Below are 25350 nucleotides of genomic sequence, written 5' to 3' on the forward strand. Positions count from 1 at the left end.
ATCCAAATAGCCTAGGCTTTGTTATGACATCGCGTATTCTAAAATCGATTTTTTACTCATCTTTACTATTAGGCTCTGCCGTATTTTTGCAAGGCTGCCAAGAACAGCCTCAATCTGATCATATCGCTGTGACTGGTGGGCTCATCCAAGGACAGCAGCAAGGGCGTTTTATTACTTATAAAGGTATTCCGTATGCTGCAGCTCCTGTGGGAGACTTACGCTGGCGAGCACCACAGCCAGTGCCAAAATGGCAAGGTGTTAAAGTACTTAACGATTACGCGCCTGACTGTATGCAAAAGCCATTTGCAGCAGATGCTGCGCCGCTTACAACAACGCCCTCGGAAGACTGCCTTTATTTAAATGTATTTACACCGACTAAGCACAGTGATACTCAATACCCTGTTGTAGTATGGGTCCACGGTGGTGGCTTTGTAAATGGGGGTGCATCGCCCGCGGTTTACTCAGGTGAGAACTTTGCTAAACAAGGGGTTATATTTGTTAGCTTTAATTATCGACTAGGCCGATTTGGCTTTTTTGCACACCCTGCACTTACTCGTTTTGAGAATGACGCATTGGGTAACTACGCATTAATGGATCAAATTGCAGCACTTGAGTGGGTGAAACAAAATATAGCTCAATTTGGTGGTGATGCTTCAAAAGTGACACTCATGGGTGAATCTGCAGGTGGTGCATCGGTTCATGCCATGATGCAAACTCCTGCTGCAAATGGCTTATTCCAACAAGCGGTTATTATGTCAGCTGGCGGGCGAGAGCTATTTAAGCAATTGCCACTAAATAGTGACGAGGACACAGTCTTAAGCGCTGAAAAAATTGGCAAAAACTTTGCCAAGCAACACACCATTTTAGGCAGTGATGAAAATGCCCTTGCAGCGCTAAGGGAATTATCTGCTGAAGAAGTGATTGATAATCTAAACTTAAGCACATTGAACCGACAAATCAATGATGATTCAACTTACGTTGGCGGGCCAATTATTGATGGCACCATTATCAATACCACGACTGAAGCGCGCTTGAACAAAGGTACATTTAGCCATGTTGCAACAATGGTTGGCACAACAGATATGGACTTAGGCTTTGCACATTTTGCTTCAAAAGAAGCACTATTCGCAAGCTTTGCCCCTCACAGCACACAAGCCAAAATGACTTACGATGCAAATGGCGACACTCCGTTACCGTTACTCAATTATCAAGTTGGTCAAGATGCTTTAATGCAAGAGCCAGCAAGGTTCGTTGCAAAACGTGTGACAGATATGGGTAATGATGCCTTTCTATATCGTTTTGGTTATGTAGCGCAAACTTTAGATAAACCCGGTGCAGAGCACGCCAGCGAAATTCCGTACTTTTTTAACACTGTGGCAGCTAAATATGGGCATGTGGCCACTGAGCAAGATAAGCAAGCTGCTAAAATAATGCACCGTTATGTCACTAATTTTATTAAATTAGGCACACCAAATGGCCCAGGCTTACCGACATGGCAAGCATATAAAAATGATGAATCTTTTATACTGCAAATGAATAAGTCGGGGACTGCAGAATTTTTACCAGATCCCTTACAAGCGCGGTTAAACATCACAGCAACAAAAGCTGAACAGTAGTAATAATTAAATAAGGTGCTTAATAAAAGCGCCTTATTTTTACCCTTGCTGCTGAACATACTCAAGCGCAGTCATCTTGTGGTATGTCACATTCGGATGAAATACGTGAGTAGGATCAGGGTCAACAACTTCAATCGGTATGCCTTGACTGCGTGCAATATCGAGTGCCATTTGCGTAATATTAACGCTAAAAGAAGTGCCTATAAAGACGATTTTATCGGCATCGAGCATACGCTGTTGCGCCTGTGAAATACGATAAAGTTCAGTGTAGTATTCATCAAATAACAACACGTAAGGCTTAAACGATTCGTTAATCATCGGGCTTTCATTATTGATATTAAACACCTCAAGCAACGAGCTGTGTAGGTTGTCTTCGTTGACCTTTTCCCACGGCGCATTAAAAGCCATCACATCGTCACCTTGATGGTGAAACAGTGTCATTTGATCTAAACGACCATGAATAGCAATAAAATCAGTGTTACCAGCTTTGCCATCAAGACCGTCGATATTTTGCGTAATGAGATTTTTATCACTCAACCAATGATGCACCTCATTGGGACCGTGATGGCGATACGTTGCAAAGCGATGATAATACCAAGCTAAAAATTCTCGTGGATTAGTTTCGTACATAGCACGTGTTGCCATTTCCATTGGCGTGTAATTTTTGCTACCAATGGTCCAAAAGCCATCTTCGCCACGAAAGGTCGGTATACCGCTAGCGGCACTCACTCCCGCCCCAGTAATATAGAGTATATTCATAAAGATAACTTTACCTTGTAACCAAGTGCATCGGCCGTCACTTGTTGATTATTGTCCATACCACCAAGACGATACAAACTTCCTTGGTGCTCTAATAAACCTCGGTGATCCATGCTCGCAGTATCGGCTTTTGGCATCACTTGCCACGTGTTTTTATCAATATCAAAGCGCCAAACATGATCACTCGCTAGCGCTGGTTTGCCATCGTACCCCATACCATTATAGTTATATGGATTATCAGAGCCGCCCATCATATAGATGTCGCCATTAAAACTGGTTGCAGCCATACGGTAATGGGCAACCCCTGTTGGATGTGGCACGGTACGCCAATCTATTTTTAAAGGGTTATCAGCATCAATAGTGCCTTTTAAGCACTGTGCAACTGCAGCAAAAGAACGACGTTTATCAGCATTTGCCTGTGTTTTTACACCATCACACACTAAAATTGTATTACCACTGATCGCAGCCGCTTGGCCAAACACCGGTTGACCTAAAAATGGCGAAGCCTGTTGCCAAGTATCTGTTTGCGTATCATAAACTTGTACTAGGTTAACATTCCCATCATTATGCCAACCACTGACTAAATAGATATAACGCTGCTGGTATGAGAGCGCCACACTGTCATCCACAGGCACGGGCATATTGGCAAGTTGCGTATATGAATTAGAGAGCACATCATAGCGATATACATCAGGTGAAGAGATTTCTTGATGCTCTGCACTCACCGTATAACCACCAAATACATAGGCATGTTTACCAACGCCCACTGCAGTACTCGCCAAGCGACCAGTAAGTGGCAATGTACTCGGCACTGCTTTAGCCGCTTGCCATGCGTTATCGCCAACTTTGAGTACCCACACTTTATTGTGAACATCGGTATGTGCTTTGCCTGAGCTCAAGCCCATAAAACTTAAGAAGTAGGCTTGTTCATCAATAACAACTTTCGCTACAGCGTTGTTAGCGACGGCTTCAGGTAAGGCGGGAATGGTTGCAAGTGCAATAGAAAATAACAGGCTCATAAATTAAATAAATAGCTAAACACATCGCTAAAGAATACCATTTTATGAGCCTGAAAAAAGGCTCGCTATTAGTAAGCAATACTAATACGTTGATTTAAATGTGCCGCCGACTTCGCTTCATCAAGCATCGCTTTAGCATAATCAGTAACTGATATTTTGCTTTCGCCGTTTGCATCAGTAAAGAAGCTATCGCCACCGACACGGTATGGGCCTTCTGAATTACCAGGGTAAATAACCGCTGCGGGTGATACAAACGTCCATGGTGTATCTGTTGTTGATGCTCTAAATACATCAAGCGCCTCGCCTTGAGCAATTGCTTCTGCTTTATATTCAGCAGGAAAGTCAGGACTTGATACAAGGGTTACACCGGGTGCGACTTCTAAGCTACCTGCACCGCCCACCCATAAAATGCGTGTGCCAGTACCTGCAAGCGCGTTTAGTAATTGCTTTGCTGTGTTTGCAACAATGTCATGGTTACCTAAAGCACGACCACCAATTGCAGCAATAACAACATCACTACCTGCAGCTGCAATTGCGATATCGTCTTTTGTTAAATCAAATTCAGTTACAGTGATGTTTTCTTGAGTTACTTTACTTGCGTCTCTTACTAATGCATTGACTTGATGACCACGTGCGAGTGCTTCTGATGTAATGTGGCTGCCAATCCAACCTGTTGTGCCAATAACTGCTAATTTCATGAGGAATGCTCCGTTGTTTGTTTCAATGATTGCAGTTTACTTGTTCACTAATTACTGATAAACACACTATATAGACACACATTGTTTCATATTAAGATACCAATGGATAAACTCAATTCTATTACTAGCTTTGTCGAAGTTGCCCGCACAGGCAGCTTTACTCAAGCTGCTGAGCATTTAGGTTTAAGCCGATTACAAGTTTCTAGGCATATTCAAGATATTGAAAAATGGCTAAATTTAAGGTTATTTCATCGCACAACACGCAAAGTGAGTTTAACCCTTCAAGGCGAAGAAGCCCTTAGCTATTGCCAGCAAATATTGAACCAAGTGTCTGATTTACAAAGCCGAGCACACAGCCATAACAACGAATTGGTAGGTACCATTAGAGTTGCCTCCCCCATTGGGCTTGGACAACATAAACTGTTTGATGCCATTGAAGAGTTCACCAAACGCAATCCACAGACTCGATTTGAACTTTTACTTTCGGATAGTTTATCGCAGCTTGTTGATGACCGCGTTGATATAGCCTTGCGTTACATCCACCAGCCCGATGAAGGCCTCATTGCACGCAAGCTAATGTATATCGCAACCGCAGTGTGTGCATCTAACGATTATTTATCAGCAAATCAAACGATTAATGAGCCAAGTGACTTAACAGCACACAATTGCCTTATTCATAACAAACAGAATGTTTGGCAATTTCAACGCGACGACAACACACAAAAAGTGACTGTTAAGGGCAACATAGTTGCCAACGATATGGGCGTACTCCTAAAAGCTGCCAAACAAGGAATGGGGGTTGCTCATCTGCCTTGCGATCTCGCAAATGACTATTTGACATCAGGTGAGCTTGTTAAAGTACTGCCAGAGCATACAACTATGGGCTCTCACTTATGGGCGGTGTATTTATCGCGTAACTTCCAACAAAATGTGGTGAGAGCGTTCATCGACTTTTTAGCAGAGCACTGGCAACAGGATATCTTATAATCTAAATCTGCTGCAGGTACGTATAAGCAACAAAAAGGAGTCGTAATGCAGCACTTAGAACATGAAATATCTCGTATCATCGAAATGGCATGGGAAGACAGAACCCCGTTTGAAGCAATCAACCAGCAATTTGGCTTAAATGAAAAAAGCGTAATCGCATTAATGCGTGAGCAGTTAACAAGCTCTAGTTTTAAACTTTGGCGAAAACGCGCAGCGGGCCGACAAACCAAACACTTAAAATTACGCCACCCTGATATATCTCGTGGTTATTGCAAAACACAGTATAAGCATAGATAAATTCACTTTATCTTTTGTGAAAACTGACCAACAGCTAAACTGCGACCTCGTGCCGCCGCACGAGCCGCTTCAACTGCAGCATTAAGTGCTAGTCCGTTTGTTTGATCTGCAATACTACTAATACTTCGTACAATGGCAGTTATTTGTTGAGATTGCTTATCGAGCTCAGTCATTTCAGCTGCTGCTTGTTTTATTTGTCTTGCTAAATCATTCATCACGCGGACCATTTCATCTAAACCTGTAGCATCTTGCTGCGCTGCATTATCGTTTTCAGCTGATATATTGTAAGCATTATCAACCGCTTGAAGCTCAGCTATTTCTCGATTTACTTGCTTACTGAGCACAGTAGCAAACTTAACGACTTTATAGAGCACGCCTTGCTCATTAAAAACAGGGTTATAGGTCGCTTCTAACCAAACTGGTTTTCCTAATTTATCTACACGTTTAAATCGTGTCGAAATAAAGAGGCCTTTTTTTAATTTAAGCCAAAACTCGGCATAATCTGTTGAATTAGCTTCAGCTGGTTCACAAAACATGCGGTGATGCTTACCGATAACTTCGTTCTTCGTATAACCAACACCTGCTAAAAATTGATCATTCACTTTTAAAACATAGCCATCTAAATCAAACTCAATGACCGCCATAGAGCGATTTATCGCTTGAACTAAGTCTTTATTTTCTCGCGATGTTTCAATTGTGCGAGTTAGTACACTGGCGTGAAGTGAAAACTTTTCAAAGCCTCGTTGCTTGCTCACAATCGGATGGAAAAATGCTCTTAACCAAACTTGTTGATCCTGTGAATTTAAAAGCTGTACGGCCCCAACCCAGGCTGATTTGTCTAAAATAGCTCGTTTTAAATGAAGGTAATGCCTTGTGGTTTTGGCATTATTAGGCACCAAATCAAGAATAGGTTTTCCTATTAGCTGTATTTCTGTATAACCAAGTTCAGCTAATACTTGTGTATTAGCAAATGTTATACGACCTTCCTTATCTAATTCCAGTGTAAACATTCTATTATCTAATGTATCTATGACTTGAGATACACTAAACAATTCATCCTCTAACTGAGCTATCCTTTTTTTCAATGGCTGGGTAAAAAACATAAAGCATCCCACCTTAAATACTTAAATCATCACAGAGTAGCTTTATAAGGACTACTTAATCTGTACCGTTCGATGATTTTAGCGTAAAAAAGTTGGGTAAATATCAACTTTCAAGACAATAGGAAGTTTCTTGAGGGAAAATAAGAAATGATTTAATTAAATAGCATTAAAAAAGCCTAGCTGTGTAGGCTTTTTGTCAGTGGTTAAGTTGGTTAGCGAATTGTCCAACCGCATCTACCACTTGTTGAGCGCCACGTTGTATATCCTCCATCATTTGACCTGACTCATTTGATAATGACACACCTTGCTCGGCTTTTACCTTTCCTTGCTCTATAACCTTAACTGTATTTTGTGTAAGAGACTGATTATCATTAACTACTTCAACAATTTCTTCTGTGGCTTTTGAAGTTCTCGATGCAAGCTGTCGAACTTCGTCAGCAACCACAGCAAAGCCTCTACCTTGCTCACCCGCTCGGGCAGCTTCGATCGCGGCATTGAGTGCCAGCAAATTTGTTTGCTCTGCAATACTACTAATACTTTGCACAATAGCAGCAATTTGTTGTGACTGTTTATCAAGCGCAGAAATTTCTTGTGCGGCTTGTTCCATCTGCTGAGCTAATTCATTCATCACCGTCATGGTGTTTTGTAACACCTCAGCCCCTTGTTGAGCCAGTTTATCGGTTTCTGTTGATGTGCCATATGCAATTTCGGCAGCTTGGGAGATTGCATTCTCACGATTAACTTGCTCAGTGATCACGGTTGCAAACTTCATTACTTTATAAAGCTCACCGAAATCATTAGAAATTGGGTTATATGAAGCTTCAAGCCAAACTTCATTGCCATGACGATCAACACGTTTAAAGCGATCAACAACAAACTCACCGCGCCTTAAACGCTGCCAAAACTTTTCGTACTCAGCAGATTCTGTAAGTTCTGGCTCACAAAACATGCGATGATGCTTACCGACAATCTCTTCTTTTTTATAACCCATACTCTCTAAAAACGGTTCATTTGCGTTAATAACCTTGCCTTCAAGGTCAAACTCTATAACCGCCATAGAACGATAAATAGCATTAATAGTGTCGCGCTGTTCACGAGAGGTAGAAATTGCATCAGTAAGTACAGTGCCGTAAATAGCAAAGTAATTAAGCTCCCCTTGCTCTGTGTGAACAGGATGAGCAATTAATCGCAGCCACTCAAGTTTGCCGTCATAACGGGTTATTTGTAAGTGCCCAACTCCATGCTGTTGATTTTCAATGGCGTTTTTTAAATCTTTAAACTGGTCAGTATTTTGACATTGTTCAGTAATAATATCCTGAAAGGGCGAGTCAATTAGCTGGCTTTGCGAGTAACCTAATTCATCTAAGAAGTTCTGGTTAATATAAGCCATTGTGCCATCAGCACGTAGTCTAAGCACCAGCATCTCTTCATCAATGCCTGAAGTAAGATCTTTTAACGGATAAAGTTCCGCCTTTAACGCATCAATTTCAGCCTGTAATGATTTGCTAAACCACATAAAACGCCCTGATTTCTTATTAACGTGTTGTTGTTCATAAAATTGTAGAACAATTAACACGGGGCGCCACTTTAAAATAAGTAAAAAGAATTAAGAAAAGTGATTTAACTAAGAAGCTTGAGAGGTCAATTTAACGTATTTCTCTGCCAGTTCATCTAACGTTTCGCGATGATTTGGATCTGGCTTAATACAATCGATAGGACACACACTCACGCAAGTAGGGTTATCGTAATGCCCAACACACTCGGTGCATTTGTTAGGGTCGATTTGATATATCTTCGCGCCCATATAGATAGCCTCATTCGGACACTCAGGATCACACATATCACAGTTAATACATTTGTTATTGATGAGTAATGCCATGACAAACCTTTAAGCACGCTGATGGAGTATTGCCTTTAAAAGCTAATCTAGATTTCAAAAAGCAGCGAAAATTGCAGCCGCGTAATATAGATTGCTTCACTTAACCTTTCTTTGATCTAGATCAAGCTTGAAATTAGTTTGAATTCTTTTTGGTAGTTGCTACGTAATTAATGCATTAGCGGTTATCTACCGAAGCAAGTGATGTGATGAGATAAGTGAGATGTTTTATAACATCTAGATTTTACTTACCCATACCTGTGACGATAACAAGCACCACATAAAAAGTATAAATTTTTCGAAAAAATGGGCTCTGAGGAAGGGTTCTAAATTGGACTTAATCGAGTAATGTCGGGAAAAATAAATTTAGGAGTCCTTCATGAATAGCAAAGTTGGCATCTTTTGGTTTGCTGAAAACACACTAGTCTTTAAAGCTCAAAGTGCTATCGACTTAAAGCCAGATCAACTTGGATTTATTGATAGCACGTTACAACACCAAGTTGAGTGGGAAGATAATAATATTTACCAATTGTTTGGTTTAATGCTAGACAACACTGACTACTACAACTTTCCCAGAGGTCGAGTTGTTTTTAATGCTGAGCAAAATACCTCATACGTATATTTAGACAAAAGCTTGTTTAAAAAGCATATAGTTAAAAAGATAAAAGCTAATTTTTCTTTACCAGATACAAATGTCAGGTTCTTTACTGATCCTCATTACAATTGCTTTGGTAGTATTTAGAACAAATAAAATACTACCAAATAACTGAGCACAGATACGCAGAGCTAAATTAGTGGCAACCCTATGAAACTACTTACCAGAGGGAGCTGGTGATTGACTACGTATAAAGGCCGGAATATCAAAAATATCACTTTGACTAGATACAACAGCTTTAGCTTTTGTTGTTTGCTCTACTTTAGGTATTGTTTCATCTATGTTTTTGGCATGAATTAACTGACTTTTTGCACCAGTGGCTATGATGAGTATTTCAAAGTTATTCGCCAAACTCGTAATTTTAGAGGCACCACAAATAACCACCGCGTTAGGGCTAACTTGATGACGTACAGTATCCATTATGGTGTTGTAACTACCTAATGAGATCTCATCGACACAATTAATTTGTACAATAACACCTGTACTTGTGCTCATATCAACACTGCTAACCAGAGGGTTGCTTAGGGCTTGCGTAAGAGCCATTTGTAAATCGCCTTCATCTACACATTTTCCAACCCCCAATACAGCATCGCCTTGGGCGTCCATTACTCTTTGAAAGTCACGCAGATCTACGTTAATTAATCCCTGATAACACAGCATATCGATGAGTGAGGTAATTAAAGAATGTAAAATTTGATTACTGTGCTTAAAGGCATCGAATAAGCCAATGTCATTGCCAAGCACCTCTATAAGTTGATCATTTGGTAAAGTGACAACAGCATTAGCGAAATGCTTTAATTCATCAAGCCCTTGCTCAGCTACTTTTCGCCTAAAATCCCCCTCACTGGTAAATGGTAAGGTGGCAATACATATTACGGGTTTATTAAGATCTTTGCCTAACTTAGCTATGTATGGACTAGCTCCTGTGCCAGTGCCACCTCCTAAGCCAGTTGCGCATAAGAGAATATCGCAGCTTTTGATAAGCGTTAATAATTGATCTTCACTTTCTTGTGCGGCGAGTAACCCTATTGCTGGGTCCGCGCCAGCGCCATATCCGTTTGTAAGCTCAGCACCTATCAACACAAAGTCATCACTTTGAGAGTGCTCTAATACAACCTTATCAGTATTAACGCAGTAAAACTTAGTTTGCGGGTTTTGAACCTCATTAAAAATAGTATTTACGGTATTACAACCGCAGCCACCAATACCAAATACGCCAATAGACAAGCCATCTAAATTCTCAACTAACTCAAACATCATTGCTCCTCATTTTTTAAAGAGCATAACAACAAGGTGCGTCAATTTTTGACGCATCTAAAAGTCACAAGTTATAAGTGTTTGAAGCCTCGTTTAGTTTTTTAATGATTCTGCTGCGTACAACTTGAGGCTCTATGACCTCAAGCCAATGTGATGCTCTAAACAATTCATTTGTTAATTGCTCTGTGTCCTGCGCATTGAATGTAAGCTGTGATGTTTTAGCATCTAATCTTTTCTGCTCTATTAACTCACCAAATTGCACAAACCCTTGATTCAATGAAGACTGAAACGGCACTTTGATAATCAAGTTAATACTGTCCTGACGCTTTCCTTTATTAATTGCAGATCTTAATGAACTTAGCTGCTCTAAATTTGGTTCACGTCGTGTTTTTTGTAGAACCTTCACATTACGAATACGATAAACCGGCATCTGATAACACTTTTCATGTAGCGTCCCTACCATAAACTGCGCCATGAGAATGCCATTGTCTTCTTCAAGACCATAGAAACTAAGTTCAGGAAAAGCTAACCAGTGTGCCTGATCATATAAAACGCGATAAATCTCAGCACTTGCTGAACGATTATGTTTTATTGCATGCTCGATTTGTTCAACAACCTTGCTGTCGAGATTCACCTTAATCGAGCTATTACTTTTTAGGTTTAACCATTCAGGTTTGATGCCATTTAGTCGCTGCAATGCAATATCAGCTTTAGCATGAATTGCTTGTTTAATATCTACAGGAATATTCTGTGGCAGAAGCTGCTCAAGCAATAAGTAATGGTGAGCAAGCTCTGTACTGAGTATCGGGGAGTTTCCTCGCCACTCTTTACTAATAGACCATGCATAAGGTTTTGTTCGCGTATCTTTTTCAAGGCCAAAACAGCCTTGTTCGTATAAAGACTGAAGATCGCGTTGCAACATGCGTGTGGAAAGGTTCAAGCCACTATCAAAAAGCTTTTGTTTCAGTTGGATAATAGTGATAGAGCTTGGCTTTGAAGGCACAAGCTCTAGAATTGCTAAATGGCGCTGGGAGATCATGTAATTTTAATACTTCAGGATATAACTTGTGTACTACTTAAAGAATACTTTAGGTTTATCTGCACAAAAAACCTAATTAAAAACAATTGTAAATGATAAAAATTTTGTTATTTTACAATATGAATCAAGTATGATTAATTTTAAAGGAATTTAATATGGCAATTATTAGAAGGACGGGTAGTTCCTCAAATGCAATTCTAGTTTTAGAGTCTCCATGGGGGCTAGATGAAAAAGACAACAACAGAAGTTCAGTCGTTCCTTTCATGCAAGGTATCGCGAAGTATACTGGTGATACCGAAGTATTCCACGCAAATTTTTACGATAAAAAAAGCTTTGATTTTGCACTAGATTGCATCACAAGAGAAGGTTTCAAAAATACCATTATTTATGTTGCTGCTCATGGTTATAAAAATAAAATTGGTAATGTAAACGTAGAGCATATCCTCGCTGAAGTTTCCTACATATCAAAAAAACAAAACATTACAGGACTTCTATTTGGTTCATGCTTCATCGGCAAGAAAACTATTGAAATGGAAACATATATTCAAGAGTCTGGCCTTAGATGGTGTATGGGATATGCTTCATCTTGTAACTGGCTTGAAGGTACAATGATAGATGCAGCGATAATAGGTGCAATGATTTCTCTTGAAAATGTGGATTTCGAATCTAGAGATGAAATTAATTCCTCTTTTGCAAACGCAATCGCGCCTTTTGCAGAAAACTTTATCATTGGTGATGACTACTCTGAAAAACCTATATCTATTCGAGACTCACTCAAATTTGTTTGTCAGCCGGAAGGGAAAGGCTACCGAGCAAAAGAAGTGACTGATGAGGTGTTTGAGATCGCAAAAGAGCTTAGATTTCGTAGCTAAAACATAACTTTGGTGAGCGATTAGACAGTTATTACTTTTATATTTATTCAGTAACTTTTTCTACGATTGAATTATGCCTATGACTGCAAAGTCTTCTGTTGATTCTGTTCGCAGACAAATGATTGCTGATATATTGATTACATTACCATCAAAAGAAGAGCAAACCGCTATCGCCACCATCCTGTCAGATATGGATAACGAATCCAAGCTTTTGAAAAGCGCTTAGCGAAAACCCGCCAAATTAAACAAGGAATGATGCAAGAGCTACTCAAAGGCTATACACGCTTGACGTTTGAAAAAGAATAAGGATTGATGTCTATGGACAGCATTAACAAGCAAGTTATAAAGGTAAAGACTTTAGTTTCTTTACCTGACCTCTCTATTCCAGCCTATCAGCGGCCTTATAAATGGTCGCAAACAAACTTGGCTGATTTGCTCAGTGATTTAAAGGTATACCGAAAGAAATCGGCATACCGTTTAGGCTCTGTGGTATTTCACAAGCATTCTGACTCAGAAACCAAACAAGCACAGCTCGATATTGTTGATGGGCAACAGCGAACGCTTACCTTGGTTCTTTTGGTGAAGGCTTTAATAGATGAGCGGTTAAACTATAAGGTCCATGATTCCGAAATAAAGCGGCAAGATGTAAAAGACACGCTTGTCTCACTTGTTAAGCCTATAAATGCTTTCTTAGGGCGACAAGCCTTTAATAGTGATATTTCGCACCGAAATTTGCATCAAAACTTTATGGCGGCCAAACGCGCTGTTGCTCGAAGTGACTTTACAGAAGCTGATATCGACTTTTTATTAAATCACTGTGAAGTTGTCACCTTTGTCTTAGATGATGTTTCAGAGGCATTTCAGTTTTTTGATTCACAAAATGCCAGAGGCCGAGATCTAGACCCTCACGATTTGTTAAAAGCGTTTCATTTACGTGAATTTTCACAAAGCGAAAGTCAACTTAAAGCTGACTCGGTACGACATTGGGAAAGCTTAGAAAGTGAACAGTTGGCTCGTCTATTTGCCAACTATTTGTTCCGTATTCGCAACTGGGCACAAGGTAAGTCAGCGCAATATTTTAATAAATCAAAAGTCGGTTTATTTAAAGGTGTGAATCTTGACCAAGTTGGACTTTACCCCTATGTAGAACCGCTTCGTATAGCTCACCATTTTGTTGATGATTATAACGGGCAGTATCAGCGTCATATTGATCACCAACATATGCGTTTTCCTTTCCATTTAGATCAGATGATCATAAATGGCAGACGCTTTTTTGAAATGACTAGTCATTATCAACATAAGATTAATGAGATAGTCAGCGATGAGCGAAGTGGCAAACATAAGGCTAAAAATAGTGAAGACAAAATCCACACTATTCGCATATTGGATCACGAATTAGAACCATTAGCCAGTAAGATTCTACATACTCTAAACACCTACAGCTCTCGAATCCGCACTGGGGATGGTTATATACGTACTCTATTTGATTGTGCAGTGATTTTTTATCTAGATAAGTTTGGCGCACACCAGCTTTCGCAAGCGATAGAGAAGCTGTTTATTTGGGCATATAGCTGCCGATTACAAATGCAAGTCGTGGGAATAGAGCGCATGGATAAACACGCTCTTACACAAAATGTATTTGAACTTATAAAACAAGCGGTGCAACCAAGTGATGTTTTAAATTGGCCGTTAGGCACATTGAAAGCATCTGATTGTAAGGGTACCAAGCTGAGTGAGATCACAAAGCTGTTTAAGGAAATGAATTACTATGAGTAATACGCAAACACCAGATCTGCAATACAATGATGGAACTGTAAGTAAAGCAATAACCAGCTTTAGCGTTAAAGCATTACTTTGTGATAAAAGCCGCTATTTAGTCCCGATGTACCAACGAAACTATGCGTGGGGTGAAGGTGAAATAAACCAATTAATCCAAGACGTATTGGACTATCAGCAAAACAAACCTAACCAAACTTACTATATTGGCACACTGGTGGTGTTTGAGCGTGATGATGGCTACTTTGAAGTGATTGATGGGCAGCAACGTTTTACAACGCTCACGTTATTAGCTTTTGCTCTCAAACGCTTATCTTCTGCAAACAAATCGACGGTTGATATGGGCTGGTACAATGCACCCAACCTCAATTTTGAAAGCAGACAAAAATCATCAGTAACCTTTGACAGATTGTTTCATCGTGATTCTATAAAGTATTTAATAACGGATGAATATAATCAAGATCTCATAAATGGTTATACATTACTTGAAAAAGGTTTATTGGCTCTGGGTGATAAGCTAGAAGTTTTTTGCAAGTACCTGTTCAAAAACGTAGAAATAGCGCGTGTATCAGTTCCAAAAGATACCGACTTAAATCATTACTTTGAAGTAATGAATAATCGTGGTGAACAGCTCGAAAAGCACGAAGTCGTCAAAGCTAGGCTAATGTCAGTATTAAATGAAATTAATGACTCCGATGAGCGCGAACAGAGTATACAGCTACTCGGAAAAGTATGGAACGCAGCAGCGAATATGGAGCGTTACGTTCAATATGGCTTTAGCCCAGAAGAAAGGCACATTATATTTGGAAAAGAAGATTGGGGGCAATTTACACCAACGTGCTACGCTGATTTACCCGCAAGCATTGGCGACGCAACTACTCAAATAAGCGAACACACCCAAACTATATCGCTGACGCTTAATGAGATATTAGCAAAGCCACCCCAGTCCTCTTCTAGCGCAGATATAACGCTAACACCAGAGCGTTTTAATAGCGTGATTAATTTTTCTAACTTCTTACTTCATGTGCTTAGCATATTAAACAAAGGTGTTTTAACTAATAAAATAATAGCGTTGGATGATAAGCGCTTGCTAGAGCAATTTGATGCCTATTTAAAAGACAACAGTAATGACAAAGTTAATGCTGTTAAAGAATTTGTATTTGCCTTACTCAAGTGCAAATACCTTTTTGATCAATACATTTTAAAACGTGAATTTAGTGACGGTAAAGATAAGTGGAGCCTGAAGAGGCTGCATTTTTACAATAGAGATAGCCAAAGTTATATCAATACATTTAATGATAACAATGAGTTAGAAAGCGAAGATGGGTTTGAAGGTAATAATCGTCAGATCTTAATGTTGTTAAGTGCATTGCATGTTTCCACTCCGACATTGGTTTATAAACATTGGTTAAATGGTGCATTGTTCCATTTATTCAATATGGATGAAATTACGCCTCGTCTTTATTTACAAAAGCTCGAACACTTAGCTCGCCAATTTGTATATGGTCGTTTTTTAAGTGAATCGCCTTCTGATTACTATCAAATGATTTATAAAAACGAGAGTTATTCAGCATTTGATTTAAGTAACCAGCAAGCTATGGGTAGGCTCCATTATGGAGTGATTGAAAATAATTTAGTGTTTAACTATCTCGATTATTTGTTGTGGTGTGATGGTCTTCAAAAAAAGAAAGATGATGTAATTACTCAGTTTGAATTTACTTTTCGAAGCTCTGTTGAACACTTTTATCCTCAGCATCCACTTGATGGGCACCGTATGCTAGCCGATGCAGACCTGCATCTATTTGGTAATTTGTGTCTGATAAGTCACAGTAAAAATTCAAAATTAAGTAACTTACAACCAACTGCTAAACGCGATCACTTTAAAGCCGCCATTGCTGATAAAAGCATCGATACTCTAAAACTGTATGAAATGATTAAGCTAATGAATACTGCTAGCGAGTGGACTGAAGCTCAAATAGCCGAGCATGAACAAAGCATGTTAACGGTATTCGTTAACGACTCGAAAAGGAATTAGATAATGAGTATTATAGGTCACTTAAAGAGAACAACTCAAAACCGAGTTGTTAACTTTTTAAGGAACTGCTTGATTACGACTTTCTAGGTAATTGGCAATATAGTGAGGGTAACAGCAATATAGAAAAGATTTACCGACCAAATAGCTCAAAGGTCATGGAATTGCTGATGCCTTAATTTAATTAGTTCATAATTAAGTTTCAAAAAGATACTCTCAATAAAATTTAGCAAGGCTTTTACCAAGCCTACTTCAAATAAAAATGAGTAGCACACTACTCCCTTATTCTAAATCCCTTTAGCTAAAGGTTCGTTTTAAATTGCCCTACGGCCTCAACCACTTCTTTTGCACCTTTTTGAATATCATCGATTACACTGCCTGCACTATTAGATAACTCTAATGCATCTTTTGCTTCTACTAAGCTAGACTTAATTTGAGTTACCGCATCTTGTGTTAGTACTTTATTCTCAGTCACAACGCCTATTATCTGTTCAGTGGCGGTACTTGTTCTTGATGCTAATAGCCTTACTTCATCAGCCACAACTGAAAAACCGCGCCCTTGCTCCCCTGCTCTTGCTGCTTCTATTGCAGCATTAAGTGCTAATAGATTCGTTTGGTCTGCAATGCTTTTAATGCTATCAACCAGTTCGGCTACTTTAGCTGACTGTACATCTAACTTATTGATGCTTTCACTCGCTATTTCGAGTTTCTTAGAAAGAGCGTTCATAGTTGATATTGTTTGCTTTACAACCTCTAAACCATTTTCAGCATCTGCGTCTGTTTGTTTTGAGATATCGAAAGCAATCTCTGCAGTCTGAGAAATAGCTTGTTCTCTTCTCATTTGCTCAGTAATGACAGTCGCGAACTTAGCAACTTTATATAAATCACCATTGTCGTCATGAATCGGGTTATATGAGGCTTCAAGCCATACCTCATTACCACGACTATCAATCCTTTTAAAACGGTCTGAAATAAAGCGCCCTTGCTTCAACTCAGACCAAAGCTGCTTATATGCACTCGACTCAACTTCATGTGGGTCACAAAACATACTGTGGTGTTTTCCTAGAATTTGACTTTGAGAGTAACCCATAGCATTTAAAAAATTGTCGTTTGCATTGAGTATTATGCCTTCTAAGCTAAACTCAATAACTGCGGAAGAGCGACTTAGAGCAGCAAGCATGTCTTCTTTTTCTCTTGATTGAGAAATTGTTCTTGTGAGTTCTGCAGAGTAAACGGCTAGCTCACCATTAATTGGTTGTGCAATGCTTCTTAGCCACAATTCACGATCTGTTTTAGTTTTTAATTGTAAGGCGCCATGCCAGTGGTTTAAGTTATTTATTGCCAAAAGTAGTTTTTGTGTATGTGGCTTATTAATTGATTTTTTAAGAATCAAATCATTAAAGTTTTTCCCTATTAACTCATCAACTTTAGAGTCTAATGCAGCTGCAAATAGCTCATTAACTTCAATGATGGTGCTATTTTTACTCAGTAAAAAGTACAGCATCTCTTTTTTGAGATCTTTCTGTATATTTTCATATTCCGCTGCTTGCTCTTTTAAGTAAGTATTTTCGGATAACAGGTTACGATTAGTAAACCACATTTAATATGTTCCTTAAATTAAGAACTTAACTCATGAAGATATTTGTATCATCGTACAAATAAAAATGGTGATTAGAAGTACATTAGGTTGAACGATTAATTAGAAGACAGATAAATTAATTCTGAGATTCAAATATTGATCAAAGAGTCTTTATACTGCTCTTACGATATAAAAGATCACTTTTTATATGTTTCGTAGCTTTAATAATCAAAAATCAATTGCATGCTACTCCTCCCCCCAAGCCTCGCCTTACATTCATATCTAGAGCGACCTTGATCCAGCAAAGCATAGAGTAGTGAGGAAACAAATTAAGACACGTGCCGTCTTTGGTGAATTATATGGCTTATGAAAAGCTAAGTACTTGTTATTTAATGAATTACCTTACTAACTTATAGTTTCATAATGTGAAACCAACTTTTATTGAGCATTTAATTTTTAAAAATAGCTCTAAATCATCTGTTTTATCAATTGATTAGATTTAATATATTCGTTAGAGAGTTAAAGCGTTACTTGATAAGTTCAAACCTAAATAACTTAACATTTAACTGGAGGCTCAATGTCTATCCGCAGCACCTTATTAAGTCTTTTCTTTGCAAGCTTTATTTTTCCTGCTTTGGCTCAAGATAATTGCATTGTGAATATAGAAGCCACAAACGAAATGCACTTTTCTAAAAGTGAAATAAACGTATCTGCTAGTTGTACTTCCGTTACTATAAACCTAAAAAACTCTGGCAAGCTACCAGCAACTTTAATGGGACATAATTTGGTTATCTCAAAAAAAGAGGATTTAGTTGGATTAACAAATGATAGCTATGAAGCCGGCTTCGAGAATAACTATGTAAAGCCAAATGACTCTAGAGCAATCGCTGTTTCTAAAGTTATAGGGGGAGGTGAATCAACCTCGATATCTTTCAAAACGTCGCTTATAAATACAAAAGAAGAATATATCTTTTTCTGCGCATCCCCGGGACATTCGGCAATAATGCAAGGTAGCTTTAGCATAACTAAGTAAAATACTGGCCGTTTACATATTTATCTCGGTCTCACTATCATTTTTTAGAGAATAGGCTGCTTATTAAAAATGACTAAGTTAATGGGAGTTGTATATGGCTCCCATTAAAATTATCAATATCCCCTACCACCCGTTAAATATAACAATCAATATCCGTTCGATTTTCACGCAACTTTTTTAACAATTTGTTGATATAGCTGTTGACGTAAACTGCAAATCACACTACTCTTTTCTGGAAGCGCTTTCATAAGGGCGGTTTTCAACCTCTTTATGGTAGCGCTTCCAGATTTGAAAAATAATCAATTTCGACAACAATATCATGCTCTAATAGCATGAATAACAACGATAAAGAACGAGGGAAACCTGATGCCAAGCCATAACTTTAAAAGAACAAAGTTAGCTTCCAGCTTATCTTTGCTTTTAGGTGCTAGCACCTGCTTATCAGCTTATGCTGAGCAGTCTGAACACAACGACGACATTGAAGTAATTCAAGTAACAGGGTTTAAAGGTAGTATCAAAGAATCAACACAACTAAAACGCTATTCTTCGGGTGTTGTTGATGCGATTTCATCAGAAGATATTGGTAAATTCCCTGATACTAACTTAGCAGAGTCTTTACAACGTATCACAGGTGTATCGATAGACCGCAGTAATGGTGAGGGCTCTAAAGTTACAGTACGTGGTTTTGGTCCAGATTATAATATGGTAACCCTAAACGGGCGTACCATGCCTGCCGCCTCACTTCCTGCTGGCGGGGGCTCACCAAACTCTCGTGCCTATGATTTTGCTAATCTGGCATCAGAAAGTGTTAAATCTGTTGAAGTATATAAAACAGGAAAAGCAAATATCGCATCAGGCGGTATTGGTGCCACAATCAATATCAATACTGCTCGTCCTTTAGACAATCCAGGTTTGATCACGAATATTGGTGTTAAGGCGATGCACGACACAACAAATCGTGTAGGTGATGATATTACACCCGAAATTTCAGGCATTTTTAGTTGGACAGACGAAGAAGCTAAGTTTGGGGTTTCGCTTACTGCAAGCGTTCAAAAAAGAGATAGTTCGGCTGCAGGAGCTTTTGTAAACGAGTGGCGAACAACAGCTTACGACGGCACGATCCCTCAATCTGCAGATGATATTGTTATCGAAAACGCACCTGCTATGGGACAGTATTATTCAATGCCCTCAGACCTTCGATATACAATTGCGGATCGTGAAAGAACACGTACAAATGCGCAATTAACGTTGCAATACAGCCCTGTTGAATCATTAACAGCAACTCTTGATTATACATACTCACAACAAGAGCTCTTTGAGTCGCGAGCTGAGCAATCTATCTGGATGGATAACTATAAAACGCATTTAATTTTTGATGATAATGCAGTTAAAACTCCAATTTACTATAAAGAAGAGCGCAGAGATTTATCCACACGAGATCTCGGTTTAGCTTTACAAGAGCTAAATCAGCTTAATAAAAATGACTCTATTGGTTTAAACCTTGAATACTTTGTTAATGATCGACTTAGTTTTGTATTTGATGCGCACAGCTCAAAGGCAACGAGTGAACCTGATGCGCCTTACGGCAGTTGGGTAAATGCAGGATTAGGTGCAAATGTTGTTGCCTCTCAAGAAGTTGACTTTAGCCGCAAATTACCATCAATGGTGATTGATTTTGATGATTGCAGCCGTGCTAATTTAAACTGTAATGGTGTATTAGACCAAGATGATGTAGGTACTTCTATTCTTGACTCTAACTTCGCACGCCAAGAATCAACCGTTGATGAATTTCGTTTGCTCGGTAAATATGAAATCGAATCAGGCGTGATTGATTTTGGTATTGAATCACGTTCAATGGAAAGTCATTCATTACAATCTCTTACACGTAATACGATGGGTAACTGGGGGATTGAAAACCCTGGAGAGTTGCCAGACGGTTACCTTGATCCTACAAACTTCTTAAGTGAACTAGATGGCTACAATACCTCAGGTTCGTTTGATCAAGGATTCACAGGTAGTGCATCTGAAATTGGTTATTGGGCAGCAAGCCAGTACGGCTTTAATTTTGCCGCTGACGGCGCCTTTGCAACAAATCGTACAATAAAAGAAGATATCCAAGCCGCCTTCGTACAATATAAACATCAAGGTGAGATTGGCGATATGCCATTTAACCTCTTAGTTGGTGCTCGATACGAAACGACTGATATCACATCAACAGCAAATATTGATTTACCAAATGCGGTTGCTTGGGAAGGTAACAACGACTTTAATGTGCGATATGGTACTGATAAGCAAGATTATTCTCTAAGCTCTGATTATGACCACTTCTTACCTAGCGTAGATTTTGATATTAACGTAGTTGAAGATGTGAAAATTCGAGCCTCATATAGCACAACAATCGCACGACCTACTTATGATAATTTAAGCTCTGCTGCGACAGTGGGAGTACCTACTGGACCTAGTTTAATTCCAGGTACAACCAATGCACCTGCGTCGACTGGTAACCCAGGCTTAGTGCCGCTTGAATCAGATAATATCGATGTTTCAGCCGAGTGGTATTACAGCGATGTTAGCTATGTTTCTGTCGGTTATTACAATAAAAAAGTTGATAACTTCATAGGCTTAACACCTATGACTCAAAATTACTATGGCTTACGAGATGTATCTGCAGGTCCTCGCGCACAAGCAGCAAAAGCTGAACTTGAGGCAAGAGGTCTAGCTATCACTGACTCAAACCTATTCCAAATGGTTGCTGCAATGGAAAATGGGGTCGCTTTTGATTCAATGTCTTATGAAGAGTTTGAAGCCGCATACGATATTTTACCTAATAGCGATGACCCGTTAATGGACTTTACAGCTCAAGTCCCTACCAATAACAAAGACGCCAAGATAGATGGTTATGAACTTGCAATACAGCATTTCTTTGGTGATTCAGGTTTTGGTTTTCAGGCAAACTATACGATTGTAAATGGTGATGTTGACTTCAATGTCGCAGCAGACCCAACAACAACGCAATTTGCATTAGTTGGTTTGAGTGATACTGCGAACTTCATTGCAATGTATGAGAATGATAAATTTCAAGCTCGTATAGCCTATAACTGGCGTGATAAATTCTTAAATAATGCTGCACGTTATGTAAATGAGCCCGCATTTACTGAAGAATATTATCAAATCGATTTTAATGTAGCTTATAACTACAGTGAACAACTGTCTTTCTTCTTAGAGGGAATTAATATTACTGAGCAAGACAACCGTCAACATGGTCGATATAAAGCCCAGTTATGGAATTTAGACAAAAATGGGGCTCGCTACAATTTAGGTGTACGTTATAACTTCTAACCTATTACTGTAGAAAATGTATATTACGTTTTGTATATACAGCCAAATGCCTATTCGCATATTTGAGTGAACAACTGGGGCTAGAAACTATTTCGTAAGAAGGCAAAAGTACTGTTAAATTAGTTTAAATGAGTCTCTTTTGTAGACTAATTACGATAAGTTTACTTCCTAAAAGATGAACAATTATTGCGAATAGGTATAAAGCCGCTAATTGAAGCGGCTTTAACATTTAAAGTAAGCATATGAGCAAAAAAATTAATAATATTGTGATCATTGGCGGTGGAGCTGCCGGTTGGCTTACAGCTGGGTTACTATCCAAAGAACACCCAGATAAAAGTATCACCTTAATTGAATCTACTGATATCGGTATTTCCGGTGTCGGTGAAGGGACGTGGCCATCGATGCGACATACATTGCAACGAATTGGCATAAAAGAAACTGACTTTTTACAGCAATGTGATGCCTCTTTTAAGCAAGGTTCAAAATTCATAAACTGGCGGGGAAAAGAACAGGCAGATAACTATTATCACCCTTTCATGGTTCCTGAAGGCTATAATGAGTATGATGTTCATGCAGCATGGCAGCAGTTGTTTTCTGAACAAAAATACGCCGATGCAATGAACGTGCAAAGCTTTGTTTGTCAAGCTACCCTTGCGCCTAAACAACTGAATACACCTGAATATGCGGGTGTTACAAATTACGGTTATCACCTAGATGCCCATAAATTCGCACAATTTCTCACAAAACATTGTGTAAATACACTCAATGTAAAACGCATTCTCGATAATGTCCTCCACGCCAATAATAATGCTCAAGGCTACATTGAAAGTGTCACTACACAGAATAATGGTGTGATTAACGGTGATTTGTTTATTGATTGCTCTGGTAGTCAAGGACTGTTAATAGCCAAGCACTACCAGATCCCATTTTTAGATCAAAGTCACATTCTTTTTAATAATATTGCTGTTGCAGCGCACTTGCCTTACGAAAGCCCTTCTCAAGATATTGCATCAGCGACTTTATCCACCGCACAATCCGCTGGCTGGATTTGGGATATAGGATTACCTACTAGACGCGGTATTGGCTATACATTTAGTGATAAATATTGTGACGTTGAAACTGCTGTTGAAACACTAAAAAGTTATGCTGCACAATCTGTTGGCATTCAACAAGCTAACAATATTGAAACAAGAACATTACGCTTTACGCCTGGTTACAGAGAAGTATTCTGGCATAAAAACTGTGTTGCAATAGGAATGTCGCAAGGATTTATAGAGCCACTAGAAGCTTCGGCGTTAGCAATGGTTGAATTAAGTATTAGCATGCTAAGTGAACAAATGCCTGTAGACCAAGTACACATGCAGTTGTTGAGAAAACGTTTTAATAAACGTTTTAGGTATCGCTGGAAGCAAGTCATCAATTTTCTAAAGCTACATTATGTATTGAGTAGTCGCGATGATAGTAACTATTGGTACGATAACCACCACCCTAAAAGTATCCCAAGTGAATTACAGAGCTTGCTAAAACTATGGCAATATCAAGCTCCCAGCCGATTTGACTTTATAGAAAATGAAGAAATTTTTTCTTCTGCGAGTTATCAATACGTACTTTATGGCATGGGCTTCAAAACCAAGCAAGCAAAAAAGCTTGATAACCATACATATCAGATGGCACAAAAACTCTACCAACTCAATCGCAAGAAGATTGCGCAATACTTACAAAAACTACCCACTAATCGACTGTTATTAGAACAATTACAAAGGGAGTAAGGTGGCAAAATGAGACAACAACAAATTAAACAAGTAGTCATAGCTGGCGGTGGTACCGCAGGCTGGATGACAGCTGCCGCGTTAGCTAAATTACTAAATAAAGATATTAAAATCTGCTTAATTGAATCAGATGATATCGGCACTGTCGGTGTTGGAGAGGCAACAATTCCACCTATTCGTACCTTTCATAAATTGCTAGGTATCGATGAACAAGAATTTATGAGGGCCACACAAGCCACATTCAAACTGGGAATTAGCTTTGAGAATTGGCATCAGCCAAACAGTGATTACATTCACTCTTTCGGTATGACAGGTAAAGAATGTTGGGCTGGAGAGTTCCACCATTTTTGGTTGCATTGGCAAAAAATGGGCAATACCGATGATTTCGCAGATTACTGCTATGAACTACAGGCAGCTAAGCAAGGTAAATTTGGGATTAGCCCTCAAAACCCAATTAATTACGCATTTCATATGGATGCCAGTCGTTATGCTACATTTTTAAGAGCATTTTCAGAAAACCTCGGTGTCAAACGTATAGAAGGTAAAATTGAACGGGTAAATAAACATTCTGATAATGGCTTTATTAAAAGCTTATCGCTGGATAATAACACTGAAATAGCGGGTGATTTTTTTATTGATTGCACTGGTTTCAAAGGCATACTTATCGAGCAAGCCTTACATACAGGGTTTGAAGATTGGTCTCATTTATTACCTTGCGACAGTGCCGTTGCGGTACAAACAAAAGGAACATCAGACCCTCTCCCTTTCACGCGTTCTATTGCGCATCAATCAGGATGGCAATGGCAAATTCCTTTGCAAAACAGAGTTGGCAATGGCTTAGTTTATTGCAGCCGCTATTTAAATGACCATGATGCAACTAAATTACTATTAGATAGCCTTATTGGAGACACCCTAACCGAACCAAAAATCATTAAATTTAAAACTGGTCGTAGGCGTAAAGGGTGGAACAAAAACTGTTTAGCGCTAGGTCTTGCCAGTGGCTTTTTAGAACCTCTTGAATCAACAAGTATCCACTTGATTATGACCGGTATCATTCGGTTTATGCGCCTGTATCCTTTTACTGGTGTAACACAACAAGCTATCGATGAATATAATAAGCAATTGAAGTCAGAGCTCGAAAGTATTCGTGACTTTATTGTTTTGCATTATAAAGTTACGGATAGGCAAGACAGTGAATTTTGGCGTCATTGCCAAGCTATGGAAATTCCTGAGTCACTTGCTCATAAAATCGCATTATTTAAAGAAACTGGCCGAGTATTTTTAGATGATGGCGATATTTTCCGTGTCGACTCTTGGGTTCAAGTCATGCTTGGGCAAGGTGTTAAACCAAAACAATATCATTATGTTGCTTCTTTAATGAATGACCAAGAGTTAAGTCGCTTTATGCAAGGCATTAAACAACAAATTGCCCATCGGTTAGCGCAATTGCCAACTCATAAAGAGTTTATTAACAAGTACTGTCGAATAGATGACTGAGCCCACAGTAAAGCCGATACGATTATTGTTGAAATGTGCATAATAAAACTTACTGTAAAGCCGCTTTTAAGCGCTCGCTTTACAGTAATTACAAACTGAATTAGGCCTCTCTTAATGAGGATTTTAGGCGTCAAGGGTTAGTGATAA

The 25350-nt window shown here is 39.0% G+C and carries 21 protein-coding genes; 12 read left to right on the top strand and 9 right to left on the bottom strand.

All coding sequences use genetic code 11. The features are described from left to right. Window positions 1-23: 23 nt before the first annotated feature. Window positions 24-1616, top strand: a complete 1593-nt coding sequence (locus QUE86_RS17180) for a carboxylesterase/lipase family protein (protein ID WP_286260730.1) — start codon at window positions 24-26, stop codon at window positions 1614-1616. 39 nt (window positions 1617-1655) lie between these two features. Here QUE86_RS17180 and QUE86_RS17185 read toward each other — a convergent pair whose 3' ends face one another. The 3 genes from QUE86_RS17185 to QUE86_RS17195 form a co-directional block, all read right to left on the bottom strand. Next, on the bottom strand, window positions 1656-2375 hold the full coding sequence (locus QUE86_RS17185) for an SIR2 family NAD-dependent protein deacylase (RefSeq protein ID WP_130052830.1): 720 nt from the start codon (window positions 2373-2375) through the stop codon (window positions 1656-1658). Beyond that, window positions 2372-3394 (bottom strand): Kelch repeat-containing protein, encoded by a 1023-nt coding sequence (locus QUE86_RS17190; RefSeq protein WP_286260731.1) that lies wholly within the window; start codon window positions 3392-3394, stop codon window positions 2372-2374. Before QUE86_RS17190 ends, QUE86_RS17185 begins: the two co-directional genes overlap by 4 nt. A 68-nt stretch (window positions 3395-3462) precedes the next feature. Beyond that, complete coding sequence (locus tag QUE86_RS17195) at window positions 3463-4092, bottom strand: NAD(P)-dependent oxidoreductase (protein ID WP_167657440.1); 630 nt, start codon at window positions 4090-4092, stop codon at window positions 3463-3465. A 102-nt stretch (window positions 4093-4194) separates the two neighbouring features. Between QUE86_RS17195 and QUE86_RS17200 the strand changes: the two genes are divergently transcribed. Then, window positions 4195-5079, top strand: a complete 885-nt coding sequence (locus tag QUE86_RS17200; protein ID WP_286260732.1) for a LysR family transcriptional regulator — start codon at window positions 4195-4197, stop codon at window positions 5077-5079. 45 nt (window positions 5080-5124) lie between these two features. Next, on the top strand, window positions 5125-5376 hold the full coding sequence (locus QUE86_RS17205; RefSeq protein WP_130052834.1) for a TIGR03643 family protein: 252 nt from the start codon (window positions 5125-5127) through the stop codon (window positions 5374-5376). 2 nt (window positions 5377-5378) lie between these two features. On the opposite strand, the gene QUE86_RS17210 is transcribed toward QUE86_RS17205, so the two are convergent. From QUE86_RS17210 to QUE86_RS17225, 3 genes are all read right to left on the bottom strand, one after another. Continuing rightward, window positions 5379-6386: a PAS domain-containing methyl-accepting chemotaxis protein gene (locus QUE86_RS17210; RefSeq protein ID WP_286260733.1), complete on the bottom strand. Its 1008-nt coding sequence runs from the start codon at window positions 6384-6386 to the stop codon at window positions 5379-5381. A gap of 289 nt (window positions 6387-6675) precedes the next feature. Further along, on the bottom strand, window positions 6676-7995 hold the full coding sequence (locus QUE86_RS20065) for a methyl-accepting chemotaxis protein (RefSeq protein ID WP_130053034.1): 1320 nt from the start codon (window positions 7993-7995) through the stop codon (window positions 6676-6678). A 108-nt stretch (window positions 7996-8103) separates the two neighbouring features. Then, entirely contained in the window at window positions 8104-8358 is a 255-nt protein-coding gene (locus QUE86_RS17225; protein ID WP_054562570.1) for a YfhL family 4Fe-4S dicluster ferredoxin, read from the bottom strand. Window positions 8359-8734: 376 nt separating this feature from the next. Here QUE86_RS17225 and QUE86_RS17230 point away from each other — a divergent pair, with 376 nt between their 5' ends. Next, the gene (locus QUE86_RS17230; protein WP_286260734.1) at window positions 8735-9097 is read left to right on the top strand and encodes a hypothetical protein; all 363 of its coding nucleotides are present in this window, start codon (window positions 8735-8737) and stop codon (window positions 9095-9097) included. A 69-nt stretch (window positions 9098-9166) separates the two neighbouring features. Here the strand turns inward: QUE86_RS17230 and QUE86_RS17235 are convergent, their stop codons facing one another. Together QUE86_RS17235 and QUE86_RS17240 are read right to left on the bottom strand one after the other, a co-directional pair. Beyond that, window positions 9167-10270, bottom strand: a complete 1104-nt coding sequence (locus QUE86_RS17235; protein ID WP_286260735.1) for a cell division protein FtsZ — start codon at window positions 10268-10270, stop codon at window positions 9167-9169. A 61-nt stretch (window positions 10271-10331) separates the two neighbouring features. Further along, entirely contained in the window at window positions 10332-11306 is a 975-nt protein-coding gene (locus QUE86_RS17240) for a WYL domain-containing protein (RefSeq protein ID WP_286260736.1), read from the bottom strand. 155 nt (window positions 11307-11461) lie between these two features. Between QUE86_RS17240 and QUE86_RS17245 the strand changes: the two genes are divergently transcribed. The 4 genes from QUE86_RS17245 (at window position 11462) to QUE86_RS17260 (ending at window position 15989) form a co-directional block, all read left to right on the top strand. Continuing rightward, window positions 11462-12178 (top strand): hypothetical protein, encoded by a 717-nt coding sequence (locus QUE86_RS17245; protein WP_250662297.1) that lies wholly within the window; start codon window positions 11462-11464, stop codon window positions 12176-12178. A 73-nt stretch (window positions 12179-12251) separates the two neighbouring features. Continuing rightward, entirely contained in the window at window positions 12252-12404 is a 153-nt protein-coding gene (locus QUE86_RS17250; RefSeq protein WP_286260737.1) for a restriction endonuclease subunit S, read from the top strand. A gap of 92 nt (window positions 12405-12496) precedes the next feature. Next, window positions 12497-13954 carry a DUF262 domain-containing protein gene (locus QUE86_RS17255; RefSeq protein WP_250662299.1) on the top strand — a complete coding sequence of 486 codons (1458 nt, stop codon included), beginning with the start codon at window positions 12497-12499 and terminating at the stop codon, window positions 13952-13954. Beyond that, window positions 13947-15989 carry a DUF262 domain-containing protein gene (locus tag QUE86_RS17260; protein WP_286260738.1) on the top strand — a complete coding sequence of 681 codons (2043 nt, stop codon included), beginning with the start codon at window positions 13947-13949 and terminating at the stop codon, window positions 15987-15989. The genes QUE86_RS17255 and QUE86_RS17260 overlap by 8 nt, the downstream gene beginning before the upstream one ends. 298 nt (window positions 15990-16287) lie before the next feature. On the opposite strand, the gene QUE86_RS20090 is transcribed toward QUE86_RS17260, so the two are convergent. Continuing rightward, window positions 16288-17586, bottom strand: a complete 1299-nt coding sequence (locus QUE86_RS20090) for a methyl-accepting chemotaxis protein (RefSeq protein ID WP_286260739.1) — start codon at window positions 17584-17586, stop codon at window positions 16288-16290. 556 nt (window positions 17587-18142) lie between these two features. On the opposite strand from QUE86_RS20090, the gene azu reads away from it, so the two are divergent. The 4 genes from azu to QUE86_RS17285 all read left to right on the top strand — a co-directional run bounded on the left by azu (window position 18143) and on the right by QUE86_RS17285 (window position 25203). Continuing rightward, window positions 18143-18598 carry an azurin gene (gene azu / locus QUE86_RS17270; RefSeq protein ID WP_286260740.1) on the top strand — a complete coding sequence of 152 codons (456 nt, stop codon included), beginning with the start codon at window positions 18143-18145 and terminating at the stop codon, window positions 18596-18598. A 366-nt stretch (window positions 18599-18964) separates the two neighbouring features. Continuing rightward, a complete protein-coding gene (locus tag QUE86_RS17275) occupies window positions 18965-21937 on the top strand; it encodes a TonB-dependent receptor (protein WP_286260741.1) in 2973 nt (990 codons plus the stop codon). Between the two features lie 242 nt (window positions 21938-22179). Next, window positions 22180-23706: a tryptophan halogenase family protein gene (locus QUE86_RS17280; RefSeq protein WP_286260742.1), complete on the top strand. Its 1527-nt coding sequence runs from the start codon at window positions 22180-22182 to the stop codon at window positions 23704-23706. 9 nt (window positions 23707-23715) lie between these two features. Beyond that, window positions 23716-25203, top strand: coding sequence for a tryptophan halogenase family protein (locus tag QUE86_RS17285; protein WP_286260743.1), 1488 nt, complete (start codon window positions 23716-23718; stop codon window positions 25201-25203). Window positions 25204-25350 lie beyond the last annotated feature (147 nt).

The organism is Pseudoalteromonas apostichopi, assembly GCF_030297135.1.
In the GTDB taxonomy this organism is placed as follows: Bacteria; Pseudomonadota; Gammaproteobacteria; order Enterobacterales; family Alteromonadaceae; genus Pseudoalteromonas; species Pseudoalteromonas apostichopi.

Excerpts from the sequence above, each read along its gene's own strand:
- QUE86_RS17260 (WP_286260738.1), top strand. The coding sequence starts at position 13,947 with ATGAGTAATACGCAAACACCAGATCTGCAATACAATGATGGAACTGTA.
- QUE86_RS17185 (WP_130052830.1), bottom strand. The coding sequence starts at position 2,375 with ATGAATATACTCTATATTACTGGGGCGGGAGTGAGTGCCGCTAGCGGT.
- QUE86_RS17235 (WP_286260735.1), bottom strand. The coding sequence starts at position 10,270 with ATGATGTTTGAGTTAGTTGAGAATTTAGATGGCTTGTCTATTGGCGTA.
- QUE86_RS17200 (WP_286260732.1), top strand. The coding sequence starts at position 4,195 with ATGGATAAACTCAATTCTATTACTAGCTTTGTCGAAGTTGCCCGCACA.
- QUE86_RS17280 (WP_286260742.1), top strand. The coding sequence starts at position 22,180 with ATGAGCAAAAAAATTAATAATATTGTGATCATTGGCGGTGGAGCTGCC.
- QUE86_RS17190 (WP_286260731.1), bottom strand. The coding sequence starts at position 3,394 with ATGAGCCTGTTATTTTCTATTGCACTTGCAACCATTCCCGCCTTACCT.
- QUE86_RS17250 (WP_286260737.1), top strand. The coding sequence starts at position 12,252 with ATGCCTATGACTGCAAAGTCTTCTGTTGATTCTGTTCGCAGACAAATG.
- QUE86_RS17195 (WP_167657440.1), bottom strand. The coding sequence starts at position 4,092 with ATGAAATTAGCAGTTATTGGCACAACAGGTTGGATTGGCAGCCACATT.
- QUE86_RS17225 (WP_054562570.1), bottom strand. The coding sequence starts at position 8,358 with ATGGCATTACTCATCAATAACAAATGTATTAACTGTGATATGTGTGAT.
- QUE86_RS17230 (WP_286260734.1), top strand. The coding sequence starts at position 8,735 with ATGAATAGCAAAGTTGGCATCTTTTGGTTTGCTGAAAACACACTAGTC.
- QUE86_RS17245 (WP_250662297.1), top strand. The coding sequence starts at position 11,462 with ATGGCAATTATTAGAAGGACGGGTAGTTCCTCAAATGCAATTCTAGTT.
- QUE86_RS20090 (WP_286260739.1), bottom strand. The coding sequence starts at position 17,586 with ATGTGGTTTACTAATCGTAACCTGTTATCCGAAAATACTTACTTAAAA.
- QUE86_RS17275 (WP_286260741.1), top strand. The coding sequence starts at position 18,965 with ATGCCAAGCCATAACTTTAAAAGAACAAAGTTAGCTTCCAGCTTATCT.
- QUE86_RS17205 (WP_130052834.1), top strand. The coding sequence starts at position 5,125 with ATGCAGCACTTAGAACATGAAATATCTCGTATCATCGAAATGGCATGG.
- QUE86_RS17210 (WP_286260733.1), bottom strand. The coding sequence starts at position 6,386 with ATGTTTACACTGGAATTAGATAAGGAAGGTCGTATAACATTTGCTAAT.
- QUE86_RS20065 (WP_130053034.1), bottom strand. The coding sequence starts at position 7,995 with ATGTGGTTTAGCAAATCATTACAGGCTGAAATTGATGCGTTAAAGGCG.
- QUE86_RS17240 (WP_286260736.1), bottom strand. The coding sequence starts at position 11,306 with ATGATCTCCCAGCGCCATTTAGCAATTCTAGAGCTTGTGCCTTCAAAG.
- QUE86_RS17255 (WP_250662299.1), top strand. The coding sequence starts at position 12,497 with ATGGACAGCATTAACAAGCAAGTTATAAAGGTAAAGACTTTAGTTTCT.
- QUE86_RS17285 (WP_286260743.1), top strand. The coding sequence starts at position 23,716 with ATGAGACAACAACAAATTAAACAAGTAGTCATAGCTGGCGGTGGTACC.
- azu (WP_286260740.1), top strand. The coding sequence starts at position 18,143 with ATGTCTATCCGCAGCACCTTATTAAGTCTTTTCTTTGCAAGCTTTATT.
- QUE86_RS17180 (WP_286260730.1), top strand. The coding sequence starts at position 24 with ATGACATCGCGTATTCTAAAATCGATTTTTTACTCATCTTTACTATTA.